General features: G+C 62.0%; 24 protein-coding genes. 13 read left to right on the top strand and 11 right to left on the bottom strand.

Annotated features, from left to right (window positions below):
- Window positions 1–102: 102 nt before the first annotated feature.
- Window positions 103–1788 carry an electron transfer flavoprotein-ubiquinone oxidoreductase gene (locus AC1DWQ_RS00290; RefSeq protein ID WP_477667859.1) on the bottom strand — a complete coding sequence of 562 codons (1686 nt, stop codon included), beginning with the start codon at window positions 1786–1788 and terminating at the stop codon, window positions 103–105.
- Between the two features lie 125 nt (window positions 1789–1913).
- Between AC1DWQ_RS00290 and AC1DWQ_RS00285 the strand changes: the two genes are divergently transcribed.
- The 4 genes from AC1DWQ_RS00285 to AC1DWQ_RS00270 are packed head-to-tail and all read left to right on the top strand — an operon-like array spanning window position 1914 to window position 4706.
- The gene (locus tag AC1DWQ_RS00285) at window positions 1914–2696 is read left to right on the top strand and encodes an SDR family oxidoreductase (protein WP_477667858.1); all 783 of its coding nucleotides are present in this window, start codon (window positions 1914–1916) and stop codon (window positions 2694–2696) included.
- A gap of 16 nt (window positions 2697–2712) precedes the next feature.
- A complete protein-coding gene (locus AC1DWQ_RS00280; protein ID WP_477667857.1) occupies window positions 2713–3363 on the top strand; it encodes a LysE family translocator in 651 nt (216 codons plus the stop codon).
- A 3-nt stretch (window positions 3364–3366) separates the two neighbouring features.
- A complete protein-coding gene (locus tag AC1DWQ_RS00275) occupies window positions 3367–4269 on the top strand; it encodes a DMT family transporter (protein ID WP_477667856.1) in 903 nt (300 codons plus the stop codon).
- Window positions 4270–4283: 14 nt separating this feature from the next.
- Window positions 4284–4706 (top strand): acyl-CoA thioesterase, encoded by a 423-nt coding sequence (locus AC1DWQ_RS00270; protein ID WP_477667855.1) that lies wholly within the window; start codon window positions 4284–4286, stop codon window positions 4704–4706.
- Window positions 4707–4811: 105 nt separating this feature from the next.
- Here the strand turns inward: AC1DWQ_RS00270 and AC1DWQ_RS00265 are convergent, their stop codons facing one another.
- The gene (locus AC1DWQ_RS00265) at window positions 4812–5714 is read right to left on the bottom strand and encodes a metal-dependent hydrolase (protein ID WP_477667854.1); all 903 of its coding nucleotides are present in this window, start codon (window positions 5712–5714) and stop codon (window positions 4812–4814) included.
- Between the two features lie 82 nt (window positions 5715–5796).
- Window positions 5797–6420: a peroxidase-related enzyme gene (locus tag AC1DWQ_RS00260; protein WP_477667853.1), complete on the bottom strand. Its 624-nt coding sequence runs from the start codon at window positions 6418–6420 to the stop codon at window positions 5797–5799.
- Window positions 6421–6747: 327 nt separating this feature from the next.
- Between AC1DWQ_RS00260 and katG the strand changes: the two genes are divergently transcribed.
- The 3 genes from katG (at window position 6748) to AC1DWQ_RS00245 (ending at window position 10057) form a co-directional block, all read left to right on the top strand.
- Complete coding sequence (gene katG, locus AC1DWQ_RS00255) at window positions 6748–8958, top strand: catalase/peroxidase HPI (RefSeq protein WP_477667852.1); 2211 nt, start codon at window positions 6748–6750, stop codon at window positions 8956–8958.
- Between the two features lie 103 nt (window positions 8959–9061).
- Window positions 9062–9451 carry a carboxymuconolactone decarboxylase family protein gene (locus tag AC1DWQ_RS00250; protein ID WP_477667851.1) on the top strand — a complete coding sequence of 130 codons (390 nt, stop codon included), beginning with the start codon at window positions 9062–9064 and terminating at the stop codon, window positions 9449–9451.
- Window positions 9452–9541: 90 nt separating this feature from the next.
- Window positions 9542–10057 carry an N-acetyltransferase family protein gene (locus AC1DWQ_RS00245; protein WP_477667850.1) on the top strand — a complete coding sequence of 172 codons (516 nt, stop codon included), beginning with the start codon at window positions 9542–9544 and terminating at the stop codon, window positions 10055–10057.
- Between the two features lie 33 nt (window positions 10058–10090).
- On the opposite strand, the gene AC1DWQ_RS00240 is transcribed toward AC1DWQ_RS00245, so the two are convergent.
- The gene (locus AC1DWQ_RS00240) at window positions 10091–11116 is read right to left on the bottom strand and encodes a zinc-binding alcohol dehydrogenase family protein (protein ID WP_477667849.1); all 1026 of its coding nucleotides are present in this window, start codon (window positions 11114–11116) and stop codon (window positions 10091–10093) included.
- 135 nt (window positions 11117–11251) lie between these two features.
- On the opposite strand from AC1DWQ_RS00240, the gene AC1DWQ_RS00235 reads away from it, so the two are divergent.
- Together AC1DWQ_RS00235 and AC1DWQ_RS00230 are read left to right on the top strand one after the other, a co-directional pair.
- On the top strand, window positions 11252–12157 hold the full coding sequence (locus AC1DWQ_RS00235; RefSeq protein ID WP_477667848.1) for a LysR family transcriptional regulator: 906 nt from the start codon (window positions 11252–11254) through the stop codon (window positions 12155–12157).
- Window positions 12158–12354: 197 nt separating this feature from the next.
- On the top strand, window positions 12355–12711 hold the full coding sequence (locus AC1DWQ_RS00230) for an HPF/RaiA family ribosome-associated protein (RefSeq protein ID WP_477667847.1): 357 nt from the start codon (window positions 12355–12357) through the stop codon (window positions 12709–12711).
- A gap of 8 nt (window positions 12712–12719) precedes the next feature.
- Here the strand turns inward: AC1DWQ_RS00230 and AC1DWQ_RS00225 are convergent, their stop codons facing one another.
- The gene (locus tag AC1DWQ_RS00225; RefSeq protein WP_477667846.1) at window positions 12720–13205 is read right to left on the bottom strand and encodes a GNAT family N-acetyltransferase; all 486 of its coding nucleotides are present in this window, start codon (window positions 13203–13205) and stop codon (window positions 12720–12722) included.
- Window positions 13206–13467: 262 nt separating this feature from the next.
- Between AC1DWQ_RS00225 and AC1DWQ_RS00220 the strand changes: the two genes are divergently transcribed.
- Together AC1DWQ_RS00220 and AC1DWQ_RS00215 are read left to right on the top strand one after the other, a co-directional pair.
- The gene (locus tag AC1DWQ_RS00220) at window positions 13468–14220 is read left to right on the top strand and encodes a metallophosphoesterase family protein (RefSeq protein ID WP_477667845.1); all 753 of its coding nucleotides are present in this window, start codon (window positions 13468–13470) and stop codon (window positions 14218–14220) included.
- The gene (locus AC1DWQ_RS00215; protein ID WP_477667844.1) at window positions 14217–15692 is read left to right on the top strand and encodes a protein kinase domain-containing protein; all 1476 of its coding nucleotides are present in this window, start codon (window positions 14217–14219) and stop codon (window positions 15690–15692) included. Before AC1DWQ_RS00220 ends, AC1DWQ_RS00215 begins: the two co-directional genes overlap by 4 nt.
- 83 nt (window positions 15693–15775) lie before the next feature.
- Here AC1DWQ_RS00215 and AC1DWQ_RS00210 read toward each other — a convergent pair whose 3' ends face one another.
- Window positions 15776–16333 (bottom strand): helix-turn-helix transcriptional regulator, encoded by a 558-nt coding sequence (locus tag AC1DWQ_RS00210; RefSeq protein WP_457280177.1) that lies wholly within the window; start codon window positions 16331–16333, stop codon window positions 15776–15778.
- A gap of 97 nt (window positions 16334–16430) precedes the next feature.
- Here AC1DWQ_RS00210 and AC1DWQ_RS00205 point away from each other — a divergent pair, with 97 nt between their 5' ends.
- Window positions 16431–17138, top strand: coding sequence for a CoA transferase subunit A (locus tag AC1DWQ_RS00205; protein WP_477667843.1), 708 nt, complete (start codon window positions 16431–16433; stop codon window positions 17136–17138).
- Between the two features lies 1 nt (window position 17139).
- Window positions 17140–17775 carry a 3-oxoacid CoA-transferase subunit B gene (locus tag AC1DWQ_RS00200; protein WP_477667842.1) on the top strand — a complete coding sequence of 212 codons (636 nt, stop codon included), beginning with the start codon at window positions 17140–17142 and terminating at the stop codon, window positions 17773–17775.
- 48 nt (window positions 17776–17823) lie between these two features.
- Here AC1DWQ_RS00200 and AC1DWQ_RS00195 read toward each other — a convergent pair whose 3' ends face one another.
- From AC1DWQ_RS00195 to AC1DWQ_RS00175, 5 genes are all read right to left on the bottom strand, one after another.
- Complete coding sequence (locus AC1DWQ_RS00195; RefSeq protein WP_477667841.1) at window positions 17824–18702, bottom strand: DMT family transporter; 879 nt, start codon at window positions 18700–18702, stop codon at window positions 17824–17826.
- A 104-nt stretch (window positions 18703–18806) separates the two neighbouring features.
- Window positions 18807–18962 carry a hypothetical protein gene (locus AC1DWQ_RS00190; RefSeq protein WP_477667840.1) on the bottom strand — a complete coding sequence of 52 codons (156 nt, stop codon included), beginning with the start codon at window positions 18960–18962 and terminating at the stop codon, window positions 18807–18809.
- A gap of 66 nt (window positions 18963–19028) precedes the next feature.
- Complete coding sequence (locus AC1DWQ_RS00185) at window positions 19029–19601, bottom strand: MarR family winged helix-turn-helix transcriptional regulator (protein WP_477667839.1); 573 nt, start codon at window positions 19599–19601, stop codon at window positions 19029–19031.
- A complete protein-coding gene (locus AC1DWQ_RS00180; protein WP_477667838.1) occupies window positions 19598–20797 on the bottom strand; it encodes a Gfo/Idh/MocA family protein in 1200 nt (399 codons plus the stop codon). Before AC1DWQ_RS00180 ends, AC1DWQ_RS00185 begins: the two co-directional genes overlap by 4 nt.
- A complete protein-coding gene (locus AC1DWQ_RS00175; RefSeq protein WP_477667837.1) occupies window positions 20794–21789 on the bottom strand; it encodes a PDR/VanB family oxidoreductase in 996 nt (331 codons plus the stop codon). The genes AC1DWQ_RS00180 and AC1DWQ_RS00175 overlap by 4 nt, the downstream gene beginning before the upstream one ends.
- Window positions 21790–21805: the final 16 nt, after the last annotated feature.

The raw sequence follows: 21805 nt of genomic DNA, 5'->3' as shown, positions 1-21805 counted from the left end.
TGCTCGCACAGTGCGCTGAATTCCCGGGAATTAACCCGGCGTAGCAAATCGCATGAAAAAAGCCCGGGGGAGGCCGGGCTTTCGTTGATGGAGAGGCTGTGCTTACATGCCGCTGTAATTGGGCCCGCCGCCGCCTTCAGGTGTGACCCACACGATGTTCTGAGTCGGGTCCTTGATGTCGCAGGTTTTGCAGTGGACGCAGTTCTGCGCGTTGATCTGCAGGCGGTCGGAGTTGTCGGGGTTCTTTACGAACTCGTAGACACCGGCCGGGCAGTAGCGGCTTTCGGGGCCGGCGTATTGGGCCAGGTTGATGCTCACCGGCACGCTCGCGTCCTTGAGCGTCAGGTGCGCGGGCTGGTGCTCTTCGTGGTTGGTGTTGGAGACGAAAACCGAACTAAGGCGGTCGAAGGTGATCTTGTTGTCGGGCTTGGGATACACGATGGGCGTGCACTCGGCCGCCGGCTTGAGCTTGGCGTAGTCCGGAATGCTGTTGTGGATGGTCCAGGGCGGCGACTTGAAGCCCAGCTTGGGCAACAGCCAGTGCTCGATGCCGGTCATGAAGGCGCCGACGTAGAGGCCTTTCTTGAACCAGGACTTGAAATTGCGCGACTGGTTGAGCTCCTGCGCGAGCCAGCTCTTGGCATAGGCTTCAGGGTAAGCGGCCAGTTCATCGTGCTGGCGGCCGGCGGTGACAGCTCCATAGGCGGCCTCAGCGGCCAGCATACCGCTCTTGATGGCCGCGTGGCTGCCCTTGATGCGGGCGGCATTGAGGTAGCCGGCTTCGCAGCCGATCAGCGCGCCGCCCGGGAACACGGTCTTGGGCAGGCTGAGCGCGCCGCCTGCGGTGATGGCGCGCGCGCCGTAGCTGAGGCGCTTGCCGCCTTCGAGGTAAGCCTTGATGCTGGGATGGGTCTTCCAGCGCTGCATCTCTTCAAACGGGCTGAGGTAGGGGTTGCTGTAGTCCAGGCCGGTGACCATGCCCAGCGTGACCTTGTTGTCCTCCAGGTGGTACATGAAACCGCCACCGTAGGTCTGGCTGTCCATGGGCCAGCCGGCAGTGTGGATCACAAGGCCCGGCTTGTGTTTGGCCGGGTCGATTTCCCAGAGTTCTTTCACTCCCAGCGCGTAGCCTTGCGGGTCCCTGTCTTCGTCGAGCTTGAAGCGGTTGATCAGCTGGCGGCCCAGGTGGCCGCGCGCGCCTTCGGCAAACACGGTGTACTTGCCGTGCAGTTCCATGCCGAGCTGGAAGTTGTCGGTCGGCTGGCCATCCTTGCCGATGCCGAGGTTGCCGGTGGCCACGCCCTTGACGGAGCCGTCGTCGTTGTAGAGCACTTCGGCCGCCGCGAAGCCCGGGAAGATTTCAACGCCCAAGCCCTCTGCCTGCTGCGCCAGCCAGCGCACCACATTGCCCAGGCTGATGACATAGTTACCTTCATTGTGGAAGCAGTCCGGCACAAAAAAGGCGGGCGTCTTGATCGCGCTTTTCTCGCTGAGAAAAAGAACCTCGTCGGCGGTGACAGGCTGGTTCAATGGCGCGCCTTGCGCTTTCCAGTCCGGAATCAGTTCGGTCAATGCCTTGGGGTCCATCACCGCACCCGAAAGAATGTGGGCACCGGGTTCGGAACCCTTTTCGAGAACCACCACGGAGATGTCCGTGGCTTTTTCTGCGGCCAGTTGTTTCAGGCGAATGGCGGTAGCCAGCCCGCCGGGCCCGCCGCCCACCACGACCACGTCATATTCCATTGCTTCGCGCGGGCCGAACTGGGCCAGAATTTCTTGGGTATTCATCGGGGACTCGCTGATAATGATTTTCAGGAAGGATTGTCGGTCTCGCGTTGGATTTTATGTCGCGAATGCGGCGATGCGAACGGTCGTTCTCTTTTGTACGGTTTAAATTGAGAGAGGAGCCTCTAATGGCTTACAGCATTGATCTGTCGGGGCGTGTCGCTCTCGTGACCGGTGCATCCGGCGGGCTGGGTGCGCAGTTCGCCAAAACACTGAGCCGTGCCGGCGCGGCCGTGGTGCTGGCCAGCCGCAGGCTCGACAAGCTCAAGGACCTGCGCGCGCAGATTGAGGCTGCGGGTGGCGATGCGCATGTGGTTGAGCTCGACGTGACCGACCACGCCAGCATCAAGGCCGGCGTGGCCCATGCTGAAACGGAGGTCGGCCCCATCGACATCCTGGTCAACAACTCCGGCGTGAGCACCACACAGCGCATCCAGGACGTCGGCGAGGAAGACTATGACTTCATCTTCAACACCAATGTGAAGGGCGCCTTCTTCGTGGCGCAGGAAGTCGGCAAGCGCATGCTGGCCCGTTCGCGCGGTGCCGGGCCCGGCAACTATGCCGGCGGCCGCATCATCAACATCGCCTCCATGGCCGGCTTGCGCGTACTGCCGCAGATCGGCGTGTACTGCATGAGCAAGGCCGCCGTGGTGCAGATGACCAAAGCCATGGCGCTGGAGTGGGGCAAGTTCGGCATCAACGTCAACGCCGTCTGCCCCGGCTATATTGACACCGAGATCAACCACCACCATTGGGAAACCGAGCAGGGCAAGAGGCTGGTGCAGATGTTGCCGCGCAAGCGCATCGGCAAACCGCAAGACCTGGATGCACTGCTGGTGATGCTGGCCAGTGGCGAGAGCCACTTTGTCAACGGCGCGGTGATAGCGGCGGATGACGGTTTTGGCGTATGAATTTCTGGAGAGCAACATGATGGATTCGGTAGTCCCTTACCTCGGCCCGATAGGCCTTATTTTCCTGGCCTTGCTGGCGGGCGTGGTCAGCCCGGGCCCCAGTTTTGTGCAGGTTGCGCGCATCGCGGTTTCGCGTTCACGCGCTGACGGCCTGGCTGCCGCGGTGGGTATGGGCCTGGGGGCGCTGGTGTTTGCCGCGTTGGCGCTGGCCGGGCTGCAGGCGTTGCTGGCCGCCTTGCCTGGTGTCTACATGGCGCTCAAGGTCGTGGGCGGCCTGTACCTGATGTGGATCGCCTTCAATATCTGGCGCGGCGCGCGCCAGCCGCTGGAAATGAGCGGCGATGACAAGGGCGCCTCGCGTCGCACGGTGTTGCAATCGTTTCGCCAGGGGCTGGTGACGCAGCTGAGCAACCCGAAGATCGTGGTGGTTTACAGCAGCGTGTTCGCGGCCCTGTTGCCAGCGCAGTTTCCCTTGCCCGCAGCCCTGCTGGTGCTTGTGGGTGTACTCGTGATGGAAACCGGCTGGTATGCCGTGGTGGCGGTGGTTTTGTCTTCCGCTGTGCCGCGCGCAGCCTACCTGCGCAGCAAGGCTGCGGTAGACCGCACCGCCGCCGGTGCGATGGGGCTGCTAGGTTTGCGCCTGGTAGCCACTGCGCACACTGCCTGACGGATGCTGACGGGCATTCTGGCCGGGCTCGCGGCGGGCGCGCTGTGGGGCCTGGTGTTTGTGGCGCCGCGCATGCTCGACATGGGCGTGGGCGGCTATTCGTCCATTGACCTGACGGCCGGGCGCTTTGCGGTGTACGGCGTGTTCGCCGTGCTGGTGATGCTGGCGGGATGGCGCACCCGCCGCCTGCCCACAGCGCGGCAGGCGTGGGCCGCTCTGGTCATGAGCATTCTCGGGTTCAGCGGCTACTACCTGCTGCTGGTGCTGGCTATACGCGACGCCGGCACCGAAGTGCCTTCGCTGGTGATCGGCACCATTCCGATCTGGGTCATGTTGCTGGGCAAGCCGCAAGGCCTGCGTTGGGCTTCCCTGCTGCCCGGCCTGGCGCTCACCTTGGCAGGGCTGGCACTTATGATGGGTTCCACCCACGAGGCCGGCGAGGGAACGGCTACACATTTCTGGCGCGGCATGCTGTTTGTGTCGGCCTCGCTGGTGTGCTGGACGGCTTTTGCGATCCTGAATTCAGCCTGGCTCAAGCGGCACCCTGAAGTCAACGCCACCGACTGGGCCAACTGGCTGGGTGTGGCAACCGGCCTCGGGGCATTGCTGATGTGGCTGCTTGCGGGTTCGAACGCAAGCGTGCTGGCTGGCCGTGAAGACCGTGGTGTGTTCGTGCTGCTGTGTGTCCTGGCCGGTCTGGGTTCCACCTGGCTGGCGACAATTTTGTGGAACATGGCCAGCCAGCGGCTCAGCGCCAGCCTGTGCGGGCAGCTCATCGTGAGTGAAACCATTTTTGCACTGCTGTATTCGTTTGCCTGGGATGGCCACTGGCCCACACTGGTACAACTGTCTGCCTGCGTGTTGTTCACACTGGGAATCCTGGCTTCCATCAGGGCTCATCGATAGGGGAAATTGGCATCATGAAAATTGAAATTCCCGAAAAGAAAAAGCTGGTCCACGAGATGCATATCCCCATCCGCTGGGGTGACATGGACGCGATGGGCCACCTCAACAACGGCACTTACTTCCGTTATCTCGAAACCATCCGCATCGACTGGATGTACGGCATTGGCTGCAAGCCCGACCCTCAGGGGGAAGGCCCGGTCATCGTCAATGCCTTCTGCAATTTCTACAAGCAGCTGGAATACCCCGGCGACGTGCTGATGAAGATGTACGTGAGCGACCCTGGCCGCACCACCTTTGAAAGCTGGGCCACCATGGAGCGCGCGGATACGCCGGGCGTGATCTGCGCCGCGGGCGGCGCCACCACCATCTGGGTGGACTTTCCGGCACAAAAAGCCAAAGCCCTGCCCGAGTGGATGCGCAAGCTGGTTGAAGCGTAATTCTGAAAGAAAAATCCCGCTGGCCTAATCAGGTCATGCGCAAACAGCTATCAATAAGATAGCAATCCTGGCGACATATGGGTGCTGCAGCATCGCAGCAAAGCTTCAGCGAACTGTGCGAAAGCTGTCCGCGTGCTCTTTCAACCAGCGCTGGGCAATGGCGCGGGTTTGCTGGCCGGGTTCAGCAACAGTTTCCTGGTCGGGGTGGAAGTCCCGCCTGAAGTAGGTCAGCAGCGGGGCGGTACAGCGCCACACAACGCCATTTTTTCCCCAGAAAAATTTCATCGCACTCCACCAGGTGCCTGGTTTGAACAGCGTGCCGTCATGCCAGAGGTTCAGCACCGTTTGCCGGCCCGAGTCCCAGGAAAACAGCAGCAGCGCGTAGACATACCAGCGCACGCGCCATGCGTGGTTTCCGCCAAGCGCTTGGTACAGGTCGTAGGCTACCGCGCGATGCTCGGTCTCTTCGGCTGCGTGCCAGCGCCAGAGGGTCTGCATCTTCGGGTCTGCATGGTCCAGCGCGTCACCGTGGCGAAGCATGTAGTCGGCCAGCACCGCCGTAAGGTGTTCGTAGGCTGCCGTGACCGCAAGGAAGTGGTGGGGCGCCACACCGCGTTTTTTGGCAAAGTCAATGCGGGCCGTGGCCCAGTGTTGCCAGCGGTTGACCAGGCCCTGCCTCTCCAACTGTGCGTTGTACAGGCCGTGGATGTGGCGGTGGGTAGCCTCCTGGCCGATGAACTGTGCAGTGGCTTCATGCAGCAGCGCGTGCTCTGGCGTGCGAGGCAGCAATTTGGCGCAGTCGCGCACGGCCTCGATGAACGACTGCTCGCCGACCGGAAAACTCATCGACAAGGCGTTGTGGTACTGGCTCAGGAAGGCATCGCCGCCAAACCAGTGGCGGTCAAAGCCATCGCTCAGGTCGATCTCCAGCTTGCGCACGGTCAGGCCGTAAGCGCCGGCTGATGGGGTAGAAGATGTCGAGGCGGTGGATGTGGCGTCTGGTGCCATGGTTTTTAAGTCTTGTGAGAAGGCTGATTCATGAGCATAGCGGGTGCGCAGGGTCCTGGGCGTGATTCGCGCCTGAGCGGTTTCAGGCGGCCTTGGGCGGCTTGGGCACACGGCCCATCAGGTAGAACTCGGGGTTGGGCTGCATGTTGCTGAAGCTCGCCATGCGGTTGGAGAGCCCAAAAAAAGCCGTGATGGTCGCGATATCCCAGGCGTCTTCATCGTCAAAGCCGTGGCCGTGCAGCGCTTCAAAGTCGCTGTCTTCAATCTGGTCTGCTTGCAGGCATACCTTCATCGCAAAGTCGAGCATGGCGCGCTGGCGTGGTGTGATGTCAGCCTTGCGGTGGTTCACCGCCACCTGGTCGGCCACCAGCGGTTTCTTTTCATAGATGCGCAGGATGGCGCCGTGTGCCACCACGCAATACAGGCATTTGTTGGCGGCGCTCGTCGTGGTGACGATCATCTCGCGCTCGCCCTTGGTCAGGCTGCCGTTGGGGTTGGAGCCTTCTTCCTTGAGCATCAGCGCATCGTGATAGGCGAAGAAGGCACGCCATTCGGCAGGGCGGCGCGCCAGCGCCAGGAATACGTTGGGCACGAAGCCGGCTTTTTCCTGCACCTCCAGTACTTTGGCTTTGATGTCTTCCGGCAGGTCCTTCAGTTCGGGAGCAGGGTACCGGGGTGCTGTGCCGGCGGTTTTGGGGCTGGTCATGAGGGTTCCTTCAAAGGCTTTATAAGTGACTCGATAAGTGACTCGGACCCAAGCGTAACTGCAAGATTACCCGTCAGGTCGCGCTGGGGAATTGAAGCCAAAACAGATGCAATTGATAAAAACTATTAGGTAAATATCTTTAATTGCCTTTGATTATTTTGCAGTGAAACCTAGACTGTGCTTCACAGGCCATCACCTGGCAAGCCCGTCAAAGGAGACCCCATTAGCAGCCCCACCCACACGGCCTTGACCAAAGCGTCCCGGCTGTCCCGCAGTGCAATTCCATGCCGTCATTCGGCACCACTTAATCATCAAAGGTAACTCATCATGGCTGATCACAACACGCAAAGCGAAGGCGGCTGCCCATTCTCGGGTGGCGCCCGCAAACATGCCCTGGCTGGTGCCGCAACGAACGCCGATTGGTGGCCCAATCAGCTGAACCTCAAGATCCTTCACCAGAACTCATCGCTGTCCGATCCCATGGGCGAGGCGTTCAACTATGCCGAGGAATTCAAGACCCTGGACCTGCATGCCGTGGTGAAAGACCTCCATGAGCTCATGACGGATTCGCAGGACTGGTGGCCTGCGGACTACGGCCACTATGGCCCATTCTTCGTTCGCATGGCGTGGCACAGCGCAGGCACCTACCGGATCGCCGATGGACGCGGCGGCGCCGGCTCCGGCACACAGCGATTCGCACCACTCAACAGCTGGCCGGACAACGGAAACCTCGACAAGGCACGCCGCCTGTTGTGGCCGATCAAGCAGAAATACGGCCGAAAAATATCCTGGGCCGACCTGATGGTTCTGGCCGGCACCGTGGCCATGGACTCCATGGGATTCAAGACCTTCGGCTTTGCCGGCGGGCGCCCGGACGTCTGGGAGCCGGAAGAGATTTACTGGGGCCCTGAAGCCGAGTGGATGGGCGACAAGCGCTACACCGGCGACCGCGAACTCGAAAACCCGCTCGGTGCTGTGCAGATGGGGCTGATCTATGTGAACCCCGAGGGCCCGAACGGCAAACCGGACCCGCTGGGTTCGGCGCGGGACATCCGCGAGACCTTCGCCCGCATGGCGATGAACGACGAAGAAACTGTTGCGCTCACCGCCGGCGGGCACACCTTCGGCAAGGCCCACGGCGCTGCCGATCCGGGCCAGTACGTGGGTCCCGAGCCTGAGGGCGCCACCATTGAAGACCAGGGGTTTGGCTGGATCAACAAGTTTGGCGGCGGGCACGGCGTGCACACCGTCACCAGCGGTATCGAAGGTGCCTGGACCAAGAACCCCACCAAGTGGGACAACGGTTACTTTGAAAACCTGTTCGGCTACGAGTGGGAGCTCACGAAGAGCCCTGCCGGTGCCCACCAGTGGAAGCCCAAAGACCCCGCCGCGGCGACCACCGTGCCGGATGCCCATGACCCTGTGCTGCGCCATGCCCCGATGATGACGACCGCCGACATGGCCATGCGCATGGATCCGGCTTACGAAAAAATCTCGCGGCGCTTCATGGCGAACCCGCAGGAGTTTGCCGACGCCTTCGCCCGGGCCTGGTACAAGCTGACGCACCGTGACATGGGCCCGGCTGCGCGCTACCTGGGCCCGCTGGTGCCGAAGGAGGCACTGATCTGGCAGGACCCCATTCCCGCCGTCGATCATCCGCTGGTCAATGAGCAGGATATTGAAGGCCTCAAGGCCAAGGTCCTCGCCTCCGGGCTCTCCATCTCCCAGCTCGTCACAACGGCCTGGGCGTCTGCTTCCACCTTCCGCGGCAGCGACAAGCGCGGCGGCGCGAACGGTGCGCGCATCCGCCTGGCACCGCAAAAGGATTGGCAGGTCAATCAACCGGCCGAGCTGGCGAAAGTCCTGAAAGTGCTGGAGGCCATCCAGGGCGAGTTCAACGGCGCGCAGTCCGGCCGCAAGAAAATCTCGCTGGCTGATTTGATCGTTCTCGGTGGCTGCGCGGCCGTCGAGGCGGCTGCACGGAAAGCCGGCCACGACGTGAAGGTGCCTTTTTCACTGGGCCGCACGGACGCTTCGCAAGCGCAAACCGATGTGGCGTCTTTTGCCGTGCTGGAACCTGCCGCAGACGGCTTTCGCAACTACACCCGCAAGGGGCAGGCGCAGCGGGCAGCCGAGCAGCTGGTGGATCGCGCGAACCTGATGACGCTGAGCGCTCCCGAGATGACGGTTCTGGTTGGCGGCATGCGCGCCCTGAATGCCAACGTCGGGCAGGCCCAGCATGGAGTTTTCACCAAGCGGCCCGGAACCTTGAGCAACGACTTCTTTGTGAACCTGCTCGACATGCGCACGAAGTGGCAGAAATCTGCCGACACAGAAGATGTGCTGGAGGGACGCGACCGCACGACGGGCGAACTCAAATGGACGGGTACGGTGATCGACCTCGTCTTCGGTTCGAACTCGCAGTTGCGGGCCATTGCGGAGGTCTATGCGTGCAGCGATTCGCAGCAGGTCTTCGTGCGTGACTTTGTGGCAGCCTGGAACAAGGTGATGAACCTGGATCGCTACGACCTTGCCTGATTGAGCCGGACCCTCATAGGCCCTGATTGAGGCAAAGCCCGCCCGGTGAAGACCGGAGCGGGCTTTTTTGCTTTCCATTACGCTTCGTCTTTTAGGAGCCTCCATGACGCAGCCCGCAGACAAGGATTTCGACAAAGGCCTCGCCACCCGCAAACAGGTAATGGGCGAGGATTTTGTGGCCAATGCTTTCGACAAGGCCACCGGTTTTTCCCTGCCGATCCAGCACTTTGTGACCCGCAATGCCTGGGGTGACGTGTGGCAGCGGCCGGGGCTGGACCTGAAAACACGCAGCCTGATTACCGTAGCCATGTTGACGGCATTGGGCAAACAGCACGAACTCAAAGGCCATGTGCGCGGCGCGCTCAACAACGGCGTGACGCCCGAGCAGCTTCAGGAAGTGCTGCTGCACGCGAGCATTTATTGCGGCCTGCCCGCCGCGGTCGAGGCATTTCGCACGGCGGCCGAGGTTGTTGATGCGCCTCCAAAAGCTTGAGGTTTGTAAGCGATTTGAGGTTGTAGCCCTTCCTATACATGGATGTATAGCTACTAAAAATATAGCAAATAACTTTTATCCTTATCCGCCATGAATGAACCCAAGCCCTTGATCCGCCGCTGCACCGAGGCCGACTGGCCCGCCGTTTGGCCGCTGCTGCGCGCCACCTTTGAAGCAGGCGACACCTATGCCTTTTCGCCCCACAGCACAGAAGCTGAAATACACGCGGTGTGGATGGACGTGCCCCGGGCGACGTATGTAGTGCGTGAGGGGAACAGCGACGACGGCCGAGTGCTAGGCACCTACTTCATCAAACCCAACCAGCCGGGGCTGGGTGCGCATGTCTGCAACTGCGGCTATGTGGTCGCGCCCGAAGCGCAGGGCAAAGGCCTGGCGTCGGCGATGTGCGAGCACTCCCAGCAGGAAGCGCTGGCCATGGGTTTTCTGGCGATGCAGTTCAACCTGGTGGTGTCGACGAATGAGCGTGCTGTTCGGTTATGGCAAAGATTGGGGTTTGAGATTGTGGGGACCTTGCCGGAGGCTTTTCGGCATGTGAGGTTGGGGTTGGTGGATGCGTTTGTGATGTTCAAGACTTTGCGGCGTTAAGGCCGGAACAAGCCCCGGCCTCAACAAGAAAACTCAAACCCATCCTTCAAGCACAACCTTCCCCCGCGCCTTCCCAGACTCCACCAACTCATGCGCCCGCCACAAGTTGGCGGCATTGATCACACCAAACGTTTCCGTCAGCGTCGTGCGGATCAAGCCGGAATCGACAAGTTGGGCGACCTCATTGAGCAGGCGGTGCTGTGCCACCATGTCGGGTGTGCCGAAGAGGGGGCGGGTGAACATCAGTTCCCAGTGGATGGATGCGCTCTTGCGTTTGAACAGCGTGATGTCGAACTTCACCGGGTCGTCAATCAGGCCGAACTTGCCTTGTGGTGCGATGGCTTCGGCGATTTGTGCCAGGTGGCTGTCGGTTTGCGTGAGGCCCACGATGTAGTCCACCGCGGGGATGCCGATACGCTTGAGCTCTTCGGCAATCGGCCGGCTGTGGTCGATGACATGATGGGCGCCGAGTTCCTTCACCCAGGCTTGGGTTTCCGGCCGTGACGCGGTGCCTATCACGGTGAGCGAGGTCAGGCGCGTGGCCAGCTGCGTCATGATCGAGCCCACGCCGCCCGAGGCGCCGATGATGAGCAGTGTTTTGTTGTTCGGTGTTTTGCCCGGCACGATGCCGAGACGGTCGAACAGCATCTCCCAGGCGGTGATGCTGGTCAGCGGCAGGGCGGCCGCTTCGGCAAACCCCAGCGTTTGCGGCATGCGGCCGACGATGCGTTCATCGACCAGGTGGAGTTCGCTGTTGGTGCCGGGCCGGGCGATGGACCCCGCATACCAGACCTTGTCACCGGCCTTGAACAGTGTGACCTCGGGGCCGACGGCGCGCACGATACCGCTGGCGTCATAGCCCAACACCTTGTAATCCGAGCCAGCGCTGCGCGCCGCGCTGGCGCGTACTTTGGTGTCCACCGGGTTCACTGAAACGGCTTTCACCTCGACCAGCAGGTCGTGGCCGGTGGGCGTCGGGTCGGGCAGGGTGATGTCGGTCAACCCGGTTTGGCCGGTCTGGTTGAGTGCGTGGGCTTGTGTGTAGCCGATGGCTTTCATGGTGATTTCCTTTGCGTGTGATGTTGCGTGGCGTTGTGTTCAGCAGTGCTCAAAACTGATTCTTGAACTGTATTGAATTTGAAAATGAAGATAAACAAGCTTTCAGTTGAAGCTATTTGCAAATAAAATTTGTAAATGAAAGCCCTGCAAGACCTGGAAATCTTTATTCGCACTGTCGACACAGGCAGCCTGTCGGCCACGGCCCGCAGCCTGGACCTGACGCCGGCGGCCGCCAGCGCGGCACTCAAACGGCTGGAGGCAGAATTGCAGGCGCCGCTTTTTGTGCGTTCCACCCGCAGCTTGCGGTTGACGCGCGAAGGTGAGGTTTTCCTCGCACACTGCCGGCCCGCGCTGGCCGCCCTGCGAGATGCCCAGCTGGAGCTCGCCAGCGGCCGGCAGCAGGTGCGCGGTGTGCTGCAGCTGGCCGCGCCATCAGACTTCGGCCGCAATGTGCTGCTGCCCTGGCTGGAAGCGTTTCAGCTGTTGCATCCCGGCATTCAATACCGGCTGCACCTGTCGGATCGCGTGACCAATGTCTACAGCGACCTGGTGGACGCGGCTTTTCGGCAAGGCGAGCCGCCCGATTCCAGCATGCTGGCGTTGCCGGTGGATTTGACGAATCGGCGCGTGCTGTGTGCGTCACCTGCCTACCTCGCGTTGCACGGTACGCCTGATACGCCGCAGGCACTGGCAAAGCATATTTGCCTGTGCTTCATGCTGGGTGAAGACGTGTATGACCGTTGGAAGTTCTGGAGAAATGGCGAAGAGCTCACGGTGCGTGCCACTGGCGGCAATGTTGCCAACGATGGCGACGCGGTTCGCCGGTGGGCCCTGGCCGGCCGCGGCATCACTTACAAGTCGCGGCTGGATGTGGTGGGCGACCTGGCTGCGGGGCGGCTGGTCGCCCTGTGCACAGAATGGCAAACCGAGGCTGTACCGCTGTACATGGTGTTACCGGGACGGCGGCAACTGACGCCCGGCCTGCGCCTGCTCAGGGAATTTATCGGCGCACGCTGCCTGGCGCTTTCCGAAGCCCGGTGAGGCACTCACCCCATGAGGAAACCGTATGTCCGTGTGCGGTGTGGAAAACCACCCTTACTTCAGGGTGGGGATCAGGACTACAGGCTCGCAGCCGTGCAGGGCGCACAATGAATTTTCCAGTTGCCCCCCGGCAACCGCAAGACAGCCCGGCCGGCAGGCCTCTTCGCTGTAACCGTCCTGAAAGGAAAACAATACCCATGCAAGTCCAAGTCAATTCCAATCACACCATGCACACCGGCGAATCGTTCGAGCGCTGGGCCAGCACCGAACTCAACAGCTCACTTAGTCGCTTCAAGGGCGACATCACGCGCATTGAGGTTCATATGAGCGATGAAAACAGCGACAAAATCAGCCCGGACCAAAAACGCTGCGTGATGGAAGCGCGGCTGGCGCACCATGAACCACTGGCCGTCAACCACCACGCGCCCAGCCAGGACGAAGCCTTTCGCGGCGCAAGCGACAAGCTCAAGCGGGTGCTTGACCACACGCTGGGAAAATTGCGCGACCACCACCGCACGCGTGAGACCATCCGGCACGAGCCGGACGCCATCTGAACCGTTGACTAACCCTGGTTGCCCAGGGGGACGGTCTTGGTCATCGCAAAGCGGCGGAGCATGGCCCCGCGCCGTTCAACGCATTGCTCTTCCCTCACCGCGAATCCCTGGCGCTCGAAAAATGGCCGGCTCACCAGGCTGGCCTCCGTAAAAAACTCCACGATGCCGAGACCGCGCAGCGCAGTTTCGGCATGGCCGTAAAGCTGTGAAGCCACACCGCGGCGCGCGGCAGCGGGCGACGTAAACAGGAGGTCGATATGGCCATTTTTTTCATAGCCAATAAAGCCCAGCAGACCGCCGCCTTCCGCGTCTTGCGCCAGCAAGATTTGTAATGGCCCGAGCCGCGTTTTCCATAGGCCCGGATCGGGTGGGTGAGGCGCCCAGGCCTCGCGCTGCACGGCGTCGTAATGGCTTCCCGCCAGGCCATGAACCGCATCGGTGAACAGCTGGGCGACTGCGGCGAGGTCTGAGTCCTGGTAAGGGCGGATATGCATGATGGGATCAACGGCGATAAAGCAGGCGATGATAAAGGTGATTGTGGCCTGCAGCCCAGTCAGGGCGAGCGCAAGCAGCTATTAATTTGGTAGCATGCTGATGGCCGCCATCTTGGACATTGGCGCATGGCAGTTGCGTTGACGCGGATAAAAACAGCCACGGCCTCTTCCTTTTACGGCAAACTGTACTGTCCTGCTCCCGAATGACAGGACATCAGCTGCCTGGGATTGCCTGCTGTGAAATAAAACTGCGCCTCACCTTATGAAAATAGCCCTGCTGTCCGATGTGCATGCCAACCTGCGTGCGCTGGAGGCCTGCCTTGCCCACGCTGCAGAGCAGGGCGCCGGCCGACTGGCCATACTGGGAGACCTGGTGGGCTATGGCGCGCAGCCGGCCGAGGTGGTGCAACGGATTCGCGACCTGGCTGGGGAGGGCGCCGTCGTGCTCAGGGGCAACCATGACCAGCACACGGTGACGCCGCCCGCACAGGCCCGATCGGTTGACCAGAGCGGCGCCGCCTGGACGCACGAACGGCTGGACAAGGATGCCCTGGATTTCCTCGAGAGACTGCCACTGACGGCCACCATTGGCACCGCGCTGCTGGTACACGCCAGTGCCGACTCGCCGGGGCGCTGGCACTATGTGGACAATGAACGCCGCGCCGAAGCCAGCCTTGACGCCGCATCGCTCGATCCGGACGTGCGCTATGTGTTTTGCGGTCACGTGCACCAGCAGACGCTGTATTTCCACGGTGCGGGGCAGGGGCTGATGCGCTTTCAGCCTACCCCGGGCGTGCTCATTCCGGTGCCGGCGCACCGTTACTGGCTCGCCACCGTGGGTTCGGTGGGCCAGCCGCGCGACGGCAATACCAAAGCCATGTATGCACTGTTTGACCCGGAGCTGGCCGAGCTGACTTTCCACCGCGTGGCTTATGACCACCTGGCTGCCGCAGCCGATGTGCGCGCAGCCGGCCTGCCCGCATACTTTGCGCAGCGGCTGGAGGCGGGCCTGTGAGGTTGATGGCACCCGGCACCGTGGTAGATGGATTTGTGGTTGGCGAATGCCTGCATGCCGGTGGCATGGCGCACATCTACCAGGTGGGGTATGCCGACACAACGCACGCCGTGCCTTTTCCGCTGGTGATGAAGGTGCCGCGCATGACGCCCGGCGACGGCGCGGAAAACATCGTGGGCTTTGAGGTCGAGCTGCAGTTGCTTTCCGTGCTGACCGGGCCGCATGTGCCGCGCCTGGTGGCAGCGGGAGACCTCGAAAAGCTGCCTTACCTGGTGATGGAATACGTCTCCGGCCGCACTCTGCAACAACTGCTGGACGAGGCTGCAGCGCCGCTGCCTGCCGAAGAAATTGCCCGGCTGGGTGTGGCAGTGGCCCAGGCGGTACACAGCCTGCATCTGCAGGATGCCTGCCACCTGGACCTGAAACCGGCGAACGTGCTGATACGCCCCGATGGCAGTGCCGTGCTGCTCGACTTCGGGTTGTCTTGCCACGCGCATTACCCGGACCTGCTGGCTGAAGAGCTGCGTCCCGCCGTCGGCTCCCCGACCTGGATGGCGCCCGAACAGGTGGTGGGCGTGCGGGGCGATCCGCGCAGCGACATCTTTGCCATCGGCGTGATGTTGTACGAACTGGCCACACGGGCGCTGCCTTTTGGCAACCCGCAGACCCGCGGCGGCCTGCGGCAGCGACTGTGGATGGATCCGGTGCCGCCGCGCGCGCTGCGGCCAGACTTGCCCGAATGGCTGCAGGAAGTGATCCTGCACTGCCTGCAGAACGAGGCCGACCGGCGTTATGCGTCGGCTGCACACCTGGCGCTGGATCTCTCTGACCCAGCGCAGATCGCCGTGACCGGGCTGGGCCAGCGCCTGCACCCCACGGGATTTTGGGTGCATTTCAAGCGTTGGCTGCGCGCAGCGGGCAAAGACTACCAGCCCAGCCCGCTGCCCTCCCGGCAAATTGATGCGGCGCCCATCATCCTGGTGGCCGTGCCTTGCCTGGACGTGAGCGACGCCACGCTGTATTCATTGCGGCGCGCCGTGATGCGGGTGCTGGGCACGACACCGCGCGCGCGGCTGGCCTGCGTGACGGTGATTGATCCGTCGGCAACCCCGGGCCACGACACGCAGACGAGCGAAACCACCGTGCACCGGCGCTACCTGGGCATGCTTCGCCAGTGGGCGCAGCCTTTGCACCTGAACAGCCAGACAGTGTCTTTTCATGTCATCGAATCGGGAGATGTTGCGCAGGCACTGCTGCACTATGCCCAGGGCAATCATGTCAGCATGATCGTGATGGGCGCTGCGACGCATGGCCTGCAGATGCAGCGCCTGCTGGCGACGGTTCCGATCAAGGTCGCCATGGCGGCGCCCTGTACGGTGATTCTGGTGAAGCAGGCATTGCCGTTTGACCGGCTGGCGAGTGAAGAGGCCAATCCCTCGGAGCCGGCCAGCACCCATGCATCAATGGTTTAAGCGGAAAAGGCCTCCAGCCCTTTGTGGTAAAGCGCAAGGTGCTATATAAAACGTAGCAAATTAAAGTGCGGCAGATGGGCTGTTCACGACCCGGCCATGAGCCGGTGTACCAGGTCGGCCGTGGTGGACGCCTTGTATTTGCGCATCAGGCGGGCGCGGTAAATTTCGACGGTGCGGTGGCTGATCACCAGCGCGCGGCCAATTTCCTTGGAGGTCATGCCGTCCATCAGGTGCGCGGCCACTTCACGTTCACGCGCGGTGAGCTCGGCCGTGACGGGGCGGCGCGAGCTCAGGTCCTCGAAAGTCCAGATGCCGGCTTCGTGCGGTGCGCTTCGGTTGAGCGCCCGCCCCGTGACGTGGCACCAGAAGGTCTCACCCTTGTTGCGGCCATCCACGCGCTTCATGATGCGGTCGTCGGAATACAGGCCCTTGGCGTTCAGGATCGGAATCATGCGTGCGCCTATGCGCTCGTACTCGTCCGCACTGGGATAAAGAATCATGAACGACTGGCCGGCAAGTTGTTCGCGCGTGGCGCCGAACATCTCGCACAAATGCTGGTTGCAGTCCACAATGGAGCGGTTGCGGGACAGCACCAGTCCCACCGGTGCCAGATCGAATGCGAGCTGGTAATCGACTTCCACAGTACTTACCTTTACGGAAAACTACCTAACTTGATAAGTAGTATCGTAATGGATTGCTGATGGCACCTGCCTGCATCACGACTCAAGGAGACTATTTGTGAAAAAACTTTTCCCTTCCGCCGCAGAAGCCCTCAAGGGCGTCGTCAAGGACGGCCAGTTGATGGCCGTCGGCGGTTTCGGCCTGTGCGGCATTCCCGAGGCGCTGATCGAAGCCTTGCGCGACAGCCGGGTGAAGAACCTCACCGTGATTTCCAACAACGCCGGTGTTGACGGCTTCGGCCTGGGCAAGCTGCTGGAAACGCGGCAGATCAAAAAAATGATTTCCAGCTACGTCGGCGAGAACAAGGAGTTTGAGCGCCAGTACCTGGCGGGCGAGCTGGAGCTGGACTTCACGCCGCAAGGTACGTTGGCCGAAAAGCTGCGTGCAGGCGGTGCCGGCATTCCGGCCTTCTTCACCAAGACCGGCGTGGGCACGCAAGTGGCCGACGGCAAGGAGCTGCGCGAGTTTGACGGCGAAACTTATGTGATGGAACGTTCACTGGTGCCCGACGTGGCCCTGGTCAAGGCGCACGTGGCCGACAAGTCCGGCAACCTGCGCTTTAACCTCACGGCCCGCAATTTCAATCCGGCCGCCGCAATGGCCGGCAAGATTTGCATCGTTGAAGTGGAGAAAGTCGTTGAGGTCGGCGAGCTCGCCCCCGACGACATCCACCTGCCAGGGATCTATGTGCATCGGATCGTGCTCAATGCAAATCCCGAGAAACGTATTGAGAAGCGAACCATTACCGAGAAAGCGGGAGTTTGATATGCCTTGGACCCAAGACCAGATGGCGGCACGTGCCGCCCAGGAACTCGAAGATGGTTTCTATGTGAACCTCGGCATCGGCATCCCGACGCTGGTGGCCAACTTCACAGGCGACAAGGAAGTGTGGCTGCAGTCGGAAAACGGCATGCTGGGCATTGGCCCGTTTCCGACCGAAGACCAGGTGGACGCCGACGTGATCAACGCCGGCAAACAAACCGTGACGACGATCAAGGGCTCATCCATCTTTGGCAGCCATGAAAGCTTCGCCATGATCCGCGGCGGCAAGATCAATTTGTCCATCCTGGGCGCCATGCAGGTCAGCGAAAAAGGTGACCTTGCCAACTGGATGATCCCTGGCAAGATGGTCAAGGGCATGGGCGGGGCCATGGACCTGGTGGCCGGCGTCAAGCGCGTGATCGTCCTGATGGAACACGTTGCCAAAAAGAAGGACGGCACCGAAGACATGAAGATCCTGCCGAAGTGCACCCTGCCGCTGACGGGCGTGGGGGTGGTCGACCGCATCATCACCGACCTGGCCGTGATGGACGTGGTGCCCGAAGGCCTCAAAGTCGTGGAACTTGCGCCCGGCGTAACCCGCGAGGTCTTGCAGGCCAAGACGGGTGTCCAGCTGATTTGATCTGTAGCCGGGCGGCGGTTTTGCACTGCCGCCCGGTAACTCTCAGGGTCAGCGTGCGGCCAACGGCTGCACAGGGTTGCGGAAGACCTGCACCAGGCCCAGCAGGATCGCCAGCATGCCCACCAGGCTCCAGGGTGCCAGGCGGTTGCCCAGCACGAGGTAGTCCAGTGCAGCCGTGCCTGCAGGCACCAGATAGAACAGGCTGGTGACGTTGACCAGGTTGCCCGCGTGAATCAGGCGGTACAGCAGCAGCGTTGCCACTACCGACATGACAACCCCCATCCACACCAGTGCCACCCAGAAGCCGGTGCTCAGATCAACAGACATCGGCTGAAACGGCGCAAAGAGCAGGCACAGCAACAGGCTGCAGGCCAGCTGCAGCGGCAGCACTTCGCGCGGCGCTTGCCCGACTGACTTTTGCAAGATGGCGCCCAGTGTCATGCATGCCAGGGCGCCAAAAGCAAACAGCATTCCGGCTGCGGTGAAGTGCGCACGCGCAATGCTTTCATACACCACCAGCACCAGTCCGCCCAGAGCCAGGCCGAGGCCCGCCAGGCGTCGGCGCGAAAAGGCCTGCCGTTCCGTCAGTGCCAGCGTCAGGATGGGCTGCACGCCCAGCACGGTGGCCAGTACACCGGGTGTGAGGCCGTGGTCCAGCGCCAGCAAATGGCAGATGGAATAGCTGCCGATCATCAGAAGGCCTGTCAGCGCGACGCGCAGGCGTGTGCCGGGCGCCGGCAGCCAGCGGCGCCCGGCCAGCCCGAGCGCCAGCAGAATGCTGAGCGCAAGGGCAAACCGTAAACCGAGGAAGGCGAAGGGGCTGGCGTGCTGCAGCCCGAGTTTGGAGAAAAGCGCGCCGCTGCTCCAGATCAGGACGAAAAGGGAAGTCGGGCCGAAGGTGGCCCAGGCCGTGTTTTTTGAAATCATGAAAATTACCTGCCGAAAAAGGGACAAGCTCCAGCGAGCGCACGTGGCGCGGCTGCGCCAGTGGCTGAATCAAACGAGGGCTGGAGAGCTGGACCGGCTTGGACTCAGCCGGGAACGTGTGCGGCCGGCGGGTAAGCGCCGGAAGCAACCACGTTGCGCGGAGGTGCGGCAGGTGGGGGAGCGGTAAAGCCGCCTGTCAGGCGCATGTCATCGGCCACCAGGGCTGGCGCTGTCGCATGGCTTGAAAAAGGCGTGTACATGGGCAGACTATACCCGGCGAAACGGGTGCGGGAGCGATGGCTTCACGAAGGGACGCCGTGCGGGTTTCAGGACGCGGCTTTTTTACCACGTTTGCTGTGCGTGGCCGAGGGGGACTGCGTGGCCGGTTTTGCGGCAGCCTTGCGCTTCGTTGCGGGTGGTGTTTGCAGCAGCTCGTCTTTTGCGAGGTTTTCAATCATGGCAAGCAGCACCGCGCGCGTGGTTTTGATGTCTTCGGGTGCAATGCCTTCAATGCTGACGTTGTTGGTTTCTTCGGCCAAAGGCACCAGCAGCTTCTTGAGCGCCCGGCCCTTGTCGCTCAGGTGCACGTACATGTTTTTCTTGTTGGTGGGCAGCTGCTTGCGCACGATGTAGCCCAGCGACTCCATGGCCTTCATCGCGATGAAGGTGGTGGGCTCCATCACGCCGGCACGCTCGCTGAGCTCCTTTTGCGTCAGCCCGTCCGACTCCCAGAGGATGCGCAGGAAGGTCCAGTGGCCAAAGGGAACGCCATGCTCCGCCAGCCGTACCTGCAAGGCCCTGTGAAAGGCCCGTGAAGCGTCACGGATCAGGTGCGCCAGGCGGTCATTGGGAACGGCTTCACGCCAGTGCCGGATGATGTTTTGGGTGTCGTTGGTCATGAACCGGCATTGTGACGCACTTGGTACCCCGGCCGGCAATCCCGCCCGGTACGCGCGGACTCCAGCAGCGCCAGGCACACCGCCGTGGTGGCCCGGGCCCATTCGCCGCTATGCACCGGTGAGCGACCCTCCACCACCGCGGCAAAGAGCTCGTCGATCACTTCCTGGCGTGGGACTGTCGGGGCAGGAAGGGGTTCGAAGGTTTTTTCGCCGTCAGCGTAGATGGCGATGCCTGTCGGACCGGGGCGAAGATCAGCTTTTTCGCAGCTCACGATGAGTTGCCCGAAGTGCTGGTTTTGCAGTTCCTGCGGCGGCGCGGTGCCGGCGGAATACTGGCTGCCGCCATAGTTGCGGGCCGCTTTCAGCATAGCCTCTTCGGTGGAACTGGCGGCGCCTTGCAGACGCTTTCGGGCGGTGCCGTAGTCGTTGGGGTTTTTGGCCTGACCCATTTCGCCAACGTTGTCCAGCAACTCGTCCGAGTCGTAGTGGCCGTAGCCGCTGTAGGTGGCCGATGCGAATGCACCGTCTTCAAATTCGACCAGTGCGCTGTAGGCACCTTCGGTGGGGCGGGCGGCATCCCAGGCGCCGGTATGGGCGCGCACGCTGCGCACCAGGCCTCCGCCCAGCAGTCGCACGATGTCTATCTGGTGCGTGGCCTGGCTGTGGATCACGCCACCGCCGGCGGCCGTGTCGAGTTCCTCCGGCCTGCGCGGCCGGTAGAGAAAGTCGGTGTAGTTCATGGCGTGGATCATCTTCACCGTGCCGTAGCGGCCGCTGTCGATAAGCTCGCGCGTGCGCCGTATCGGCGTGTTGAAGCTGTGGCTGTGGCCCACGATAAGGTGAGTGCCAGCGCTGAGGGTCGCTTCAATCATGCTGGTGCATTCGTCAACCGTCAGGGCCATCGGTTTTTCCACCAGCACATGTTTACCGAAGGAGGCGGCCAGGCGCACGTGCTCCGCATGGAACTGGTGGGGCGATGCGATGTAAAGCACATCCACGGCCGGGTTGGCGCACAGCGCTTCAATGGATTCGTAGCTGGGCGCGGCGAAGTCTTTTTCAAACTGTGCGCGGGCCTGGGCAATCGGGTCGGTCGCGCCCACCAGCGTGACGCGGCTGTCATGCACAAAGGTGGGCAGCATGAGCGTGAACGCCCGCCCCAGGCCCACCACGCCCATCTTCAGTGTGCGGTTTGTCATAAGTCGAGTACCAGTTCAGGCGATTTTGCCCGTGAGACGCAGACCATGATGTGGTCGGCCTTTTCCTCGTCGGTCAGCACCATGTCGCGGTGCTCGGCCTCGCCTGCCAGCAGGCGGGTCTTGCAGGTGCCGCAGGTGCCGCTCTCGCAAGAGCTGGCCACGCGCAGGCCCGTGGCGCGCAAGGCCTCCAGAATGGTTTGTTCTGCACTAACCTCGACGTTCTTCCCGCTCTTTTGAAGGCGCAAGGTAAAGGGCGTGTTGTCGGCGTACACCTTGGCGTCGACGCCGAAGCTTTCAAAATGCACCGAACCCGAAGGCCAGTGGCCCGACATGTCGGCCACGCTGTCCATCAGGCCTTTGGGGCCGCAGCAGTAAATGTGCGCGGCGGTGGGCTTTTCAAACACCGGCCACAGGTCCAGCGCCTGGTCGATGTCTCCGTTGTCGTGGTGAATCTGCACCTGGCCAGAAAACTCGGATTGCAGCTCATGGATGAACGCCGTGCTGCCCGCATCGCGCGTGCAGTAGTAGAGCTTGAAGCCGGCGTTCGCACGCTTGAGGTGGCGCATCATCGACAAAACCGGCGTGATGCCGATGCCGCCCGCCACGAAAATCGACTCGGCGGCGTGGCTTGCCAATTCGAAGTTGTTGCGCGGCGCGCTGACCGACAGCAACTGCCCCGCTTGCACGTCATCGGCCATGCTGACGGAGCCGCCACGGCCGCGCTCATCACGCTTGACGGCGATCTGCCAGGCGCTGTTGTCGGCCGGGTCGCTGCACAGCGAATAGTTGCGCCGCACGCCGCTCGGCACTTCAACCGTCAGGTGCGAGCCGGGCGTGAAGGCGGGCAGGGGCGTGCCGTCCGGATGACGCAACTCGAACAGGTAAATGTCTTGTGCAACCGCTTCCTTCCGGACAACCCGCAGGTTAAAAAAATCTGGCTCAGTGGCGGCTGCGGCAGGGCTGCCTGCTGCGACGCTAGGGTTAACGCTCATCGTTGTCTCCGCACGG

This window comes from Polaromonas sp. P2_G11 (assembly GCF_056403595.1).
The sequence above is the reverse complement of the archived record's forward strand: the minus strand, read 5'-3'. Positions and strand labels throughout refer to the sequence as shown.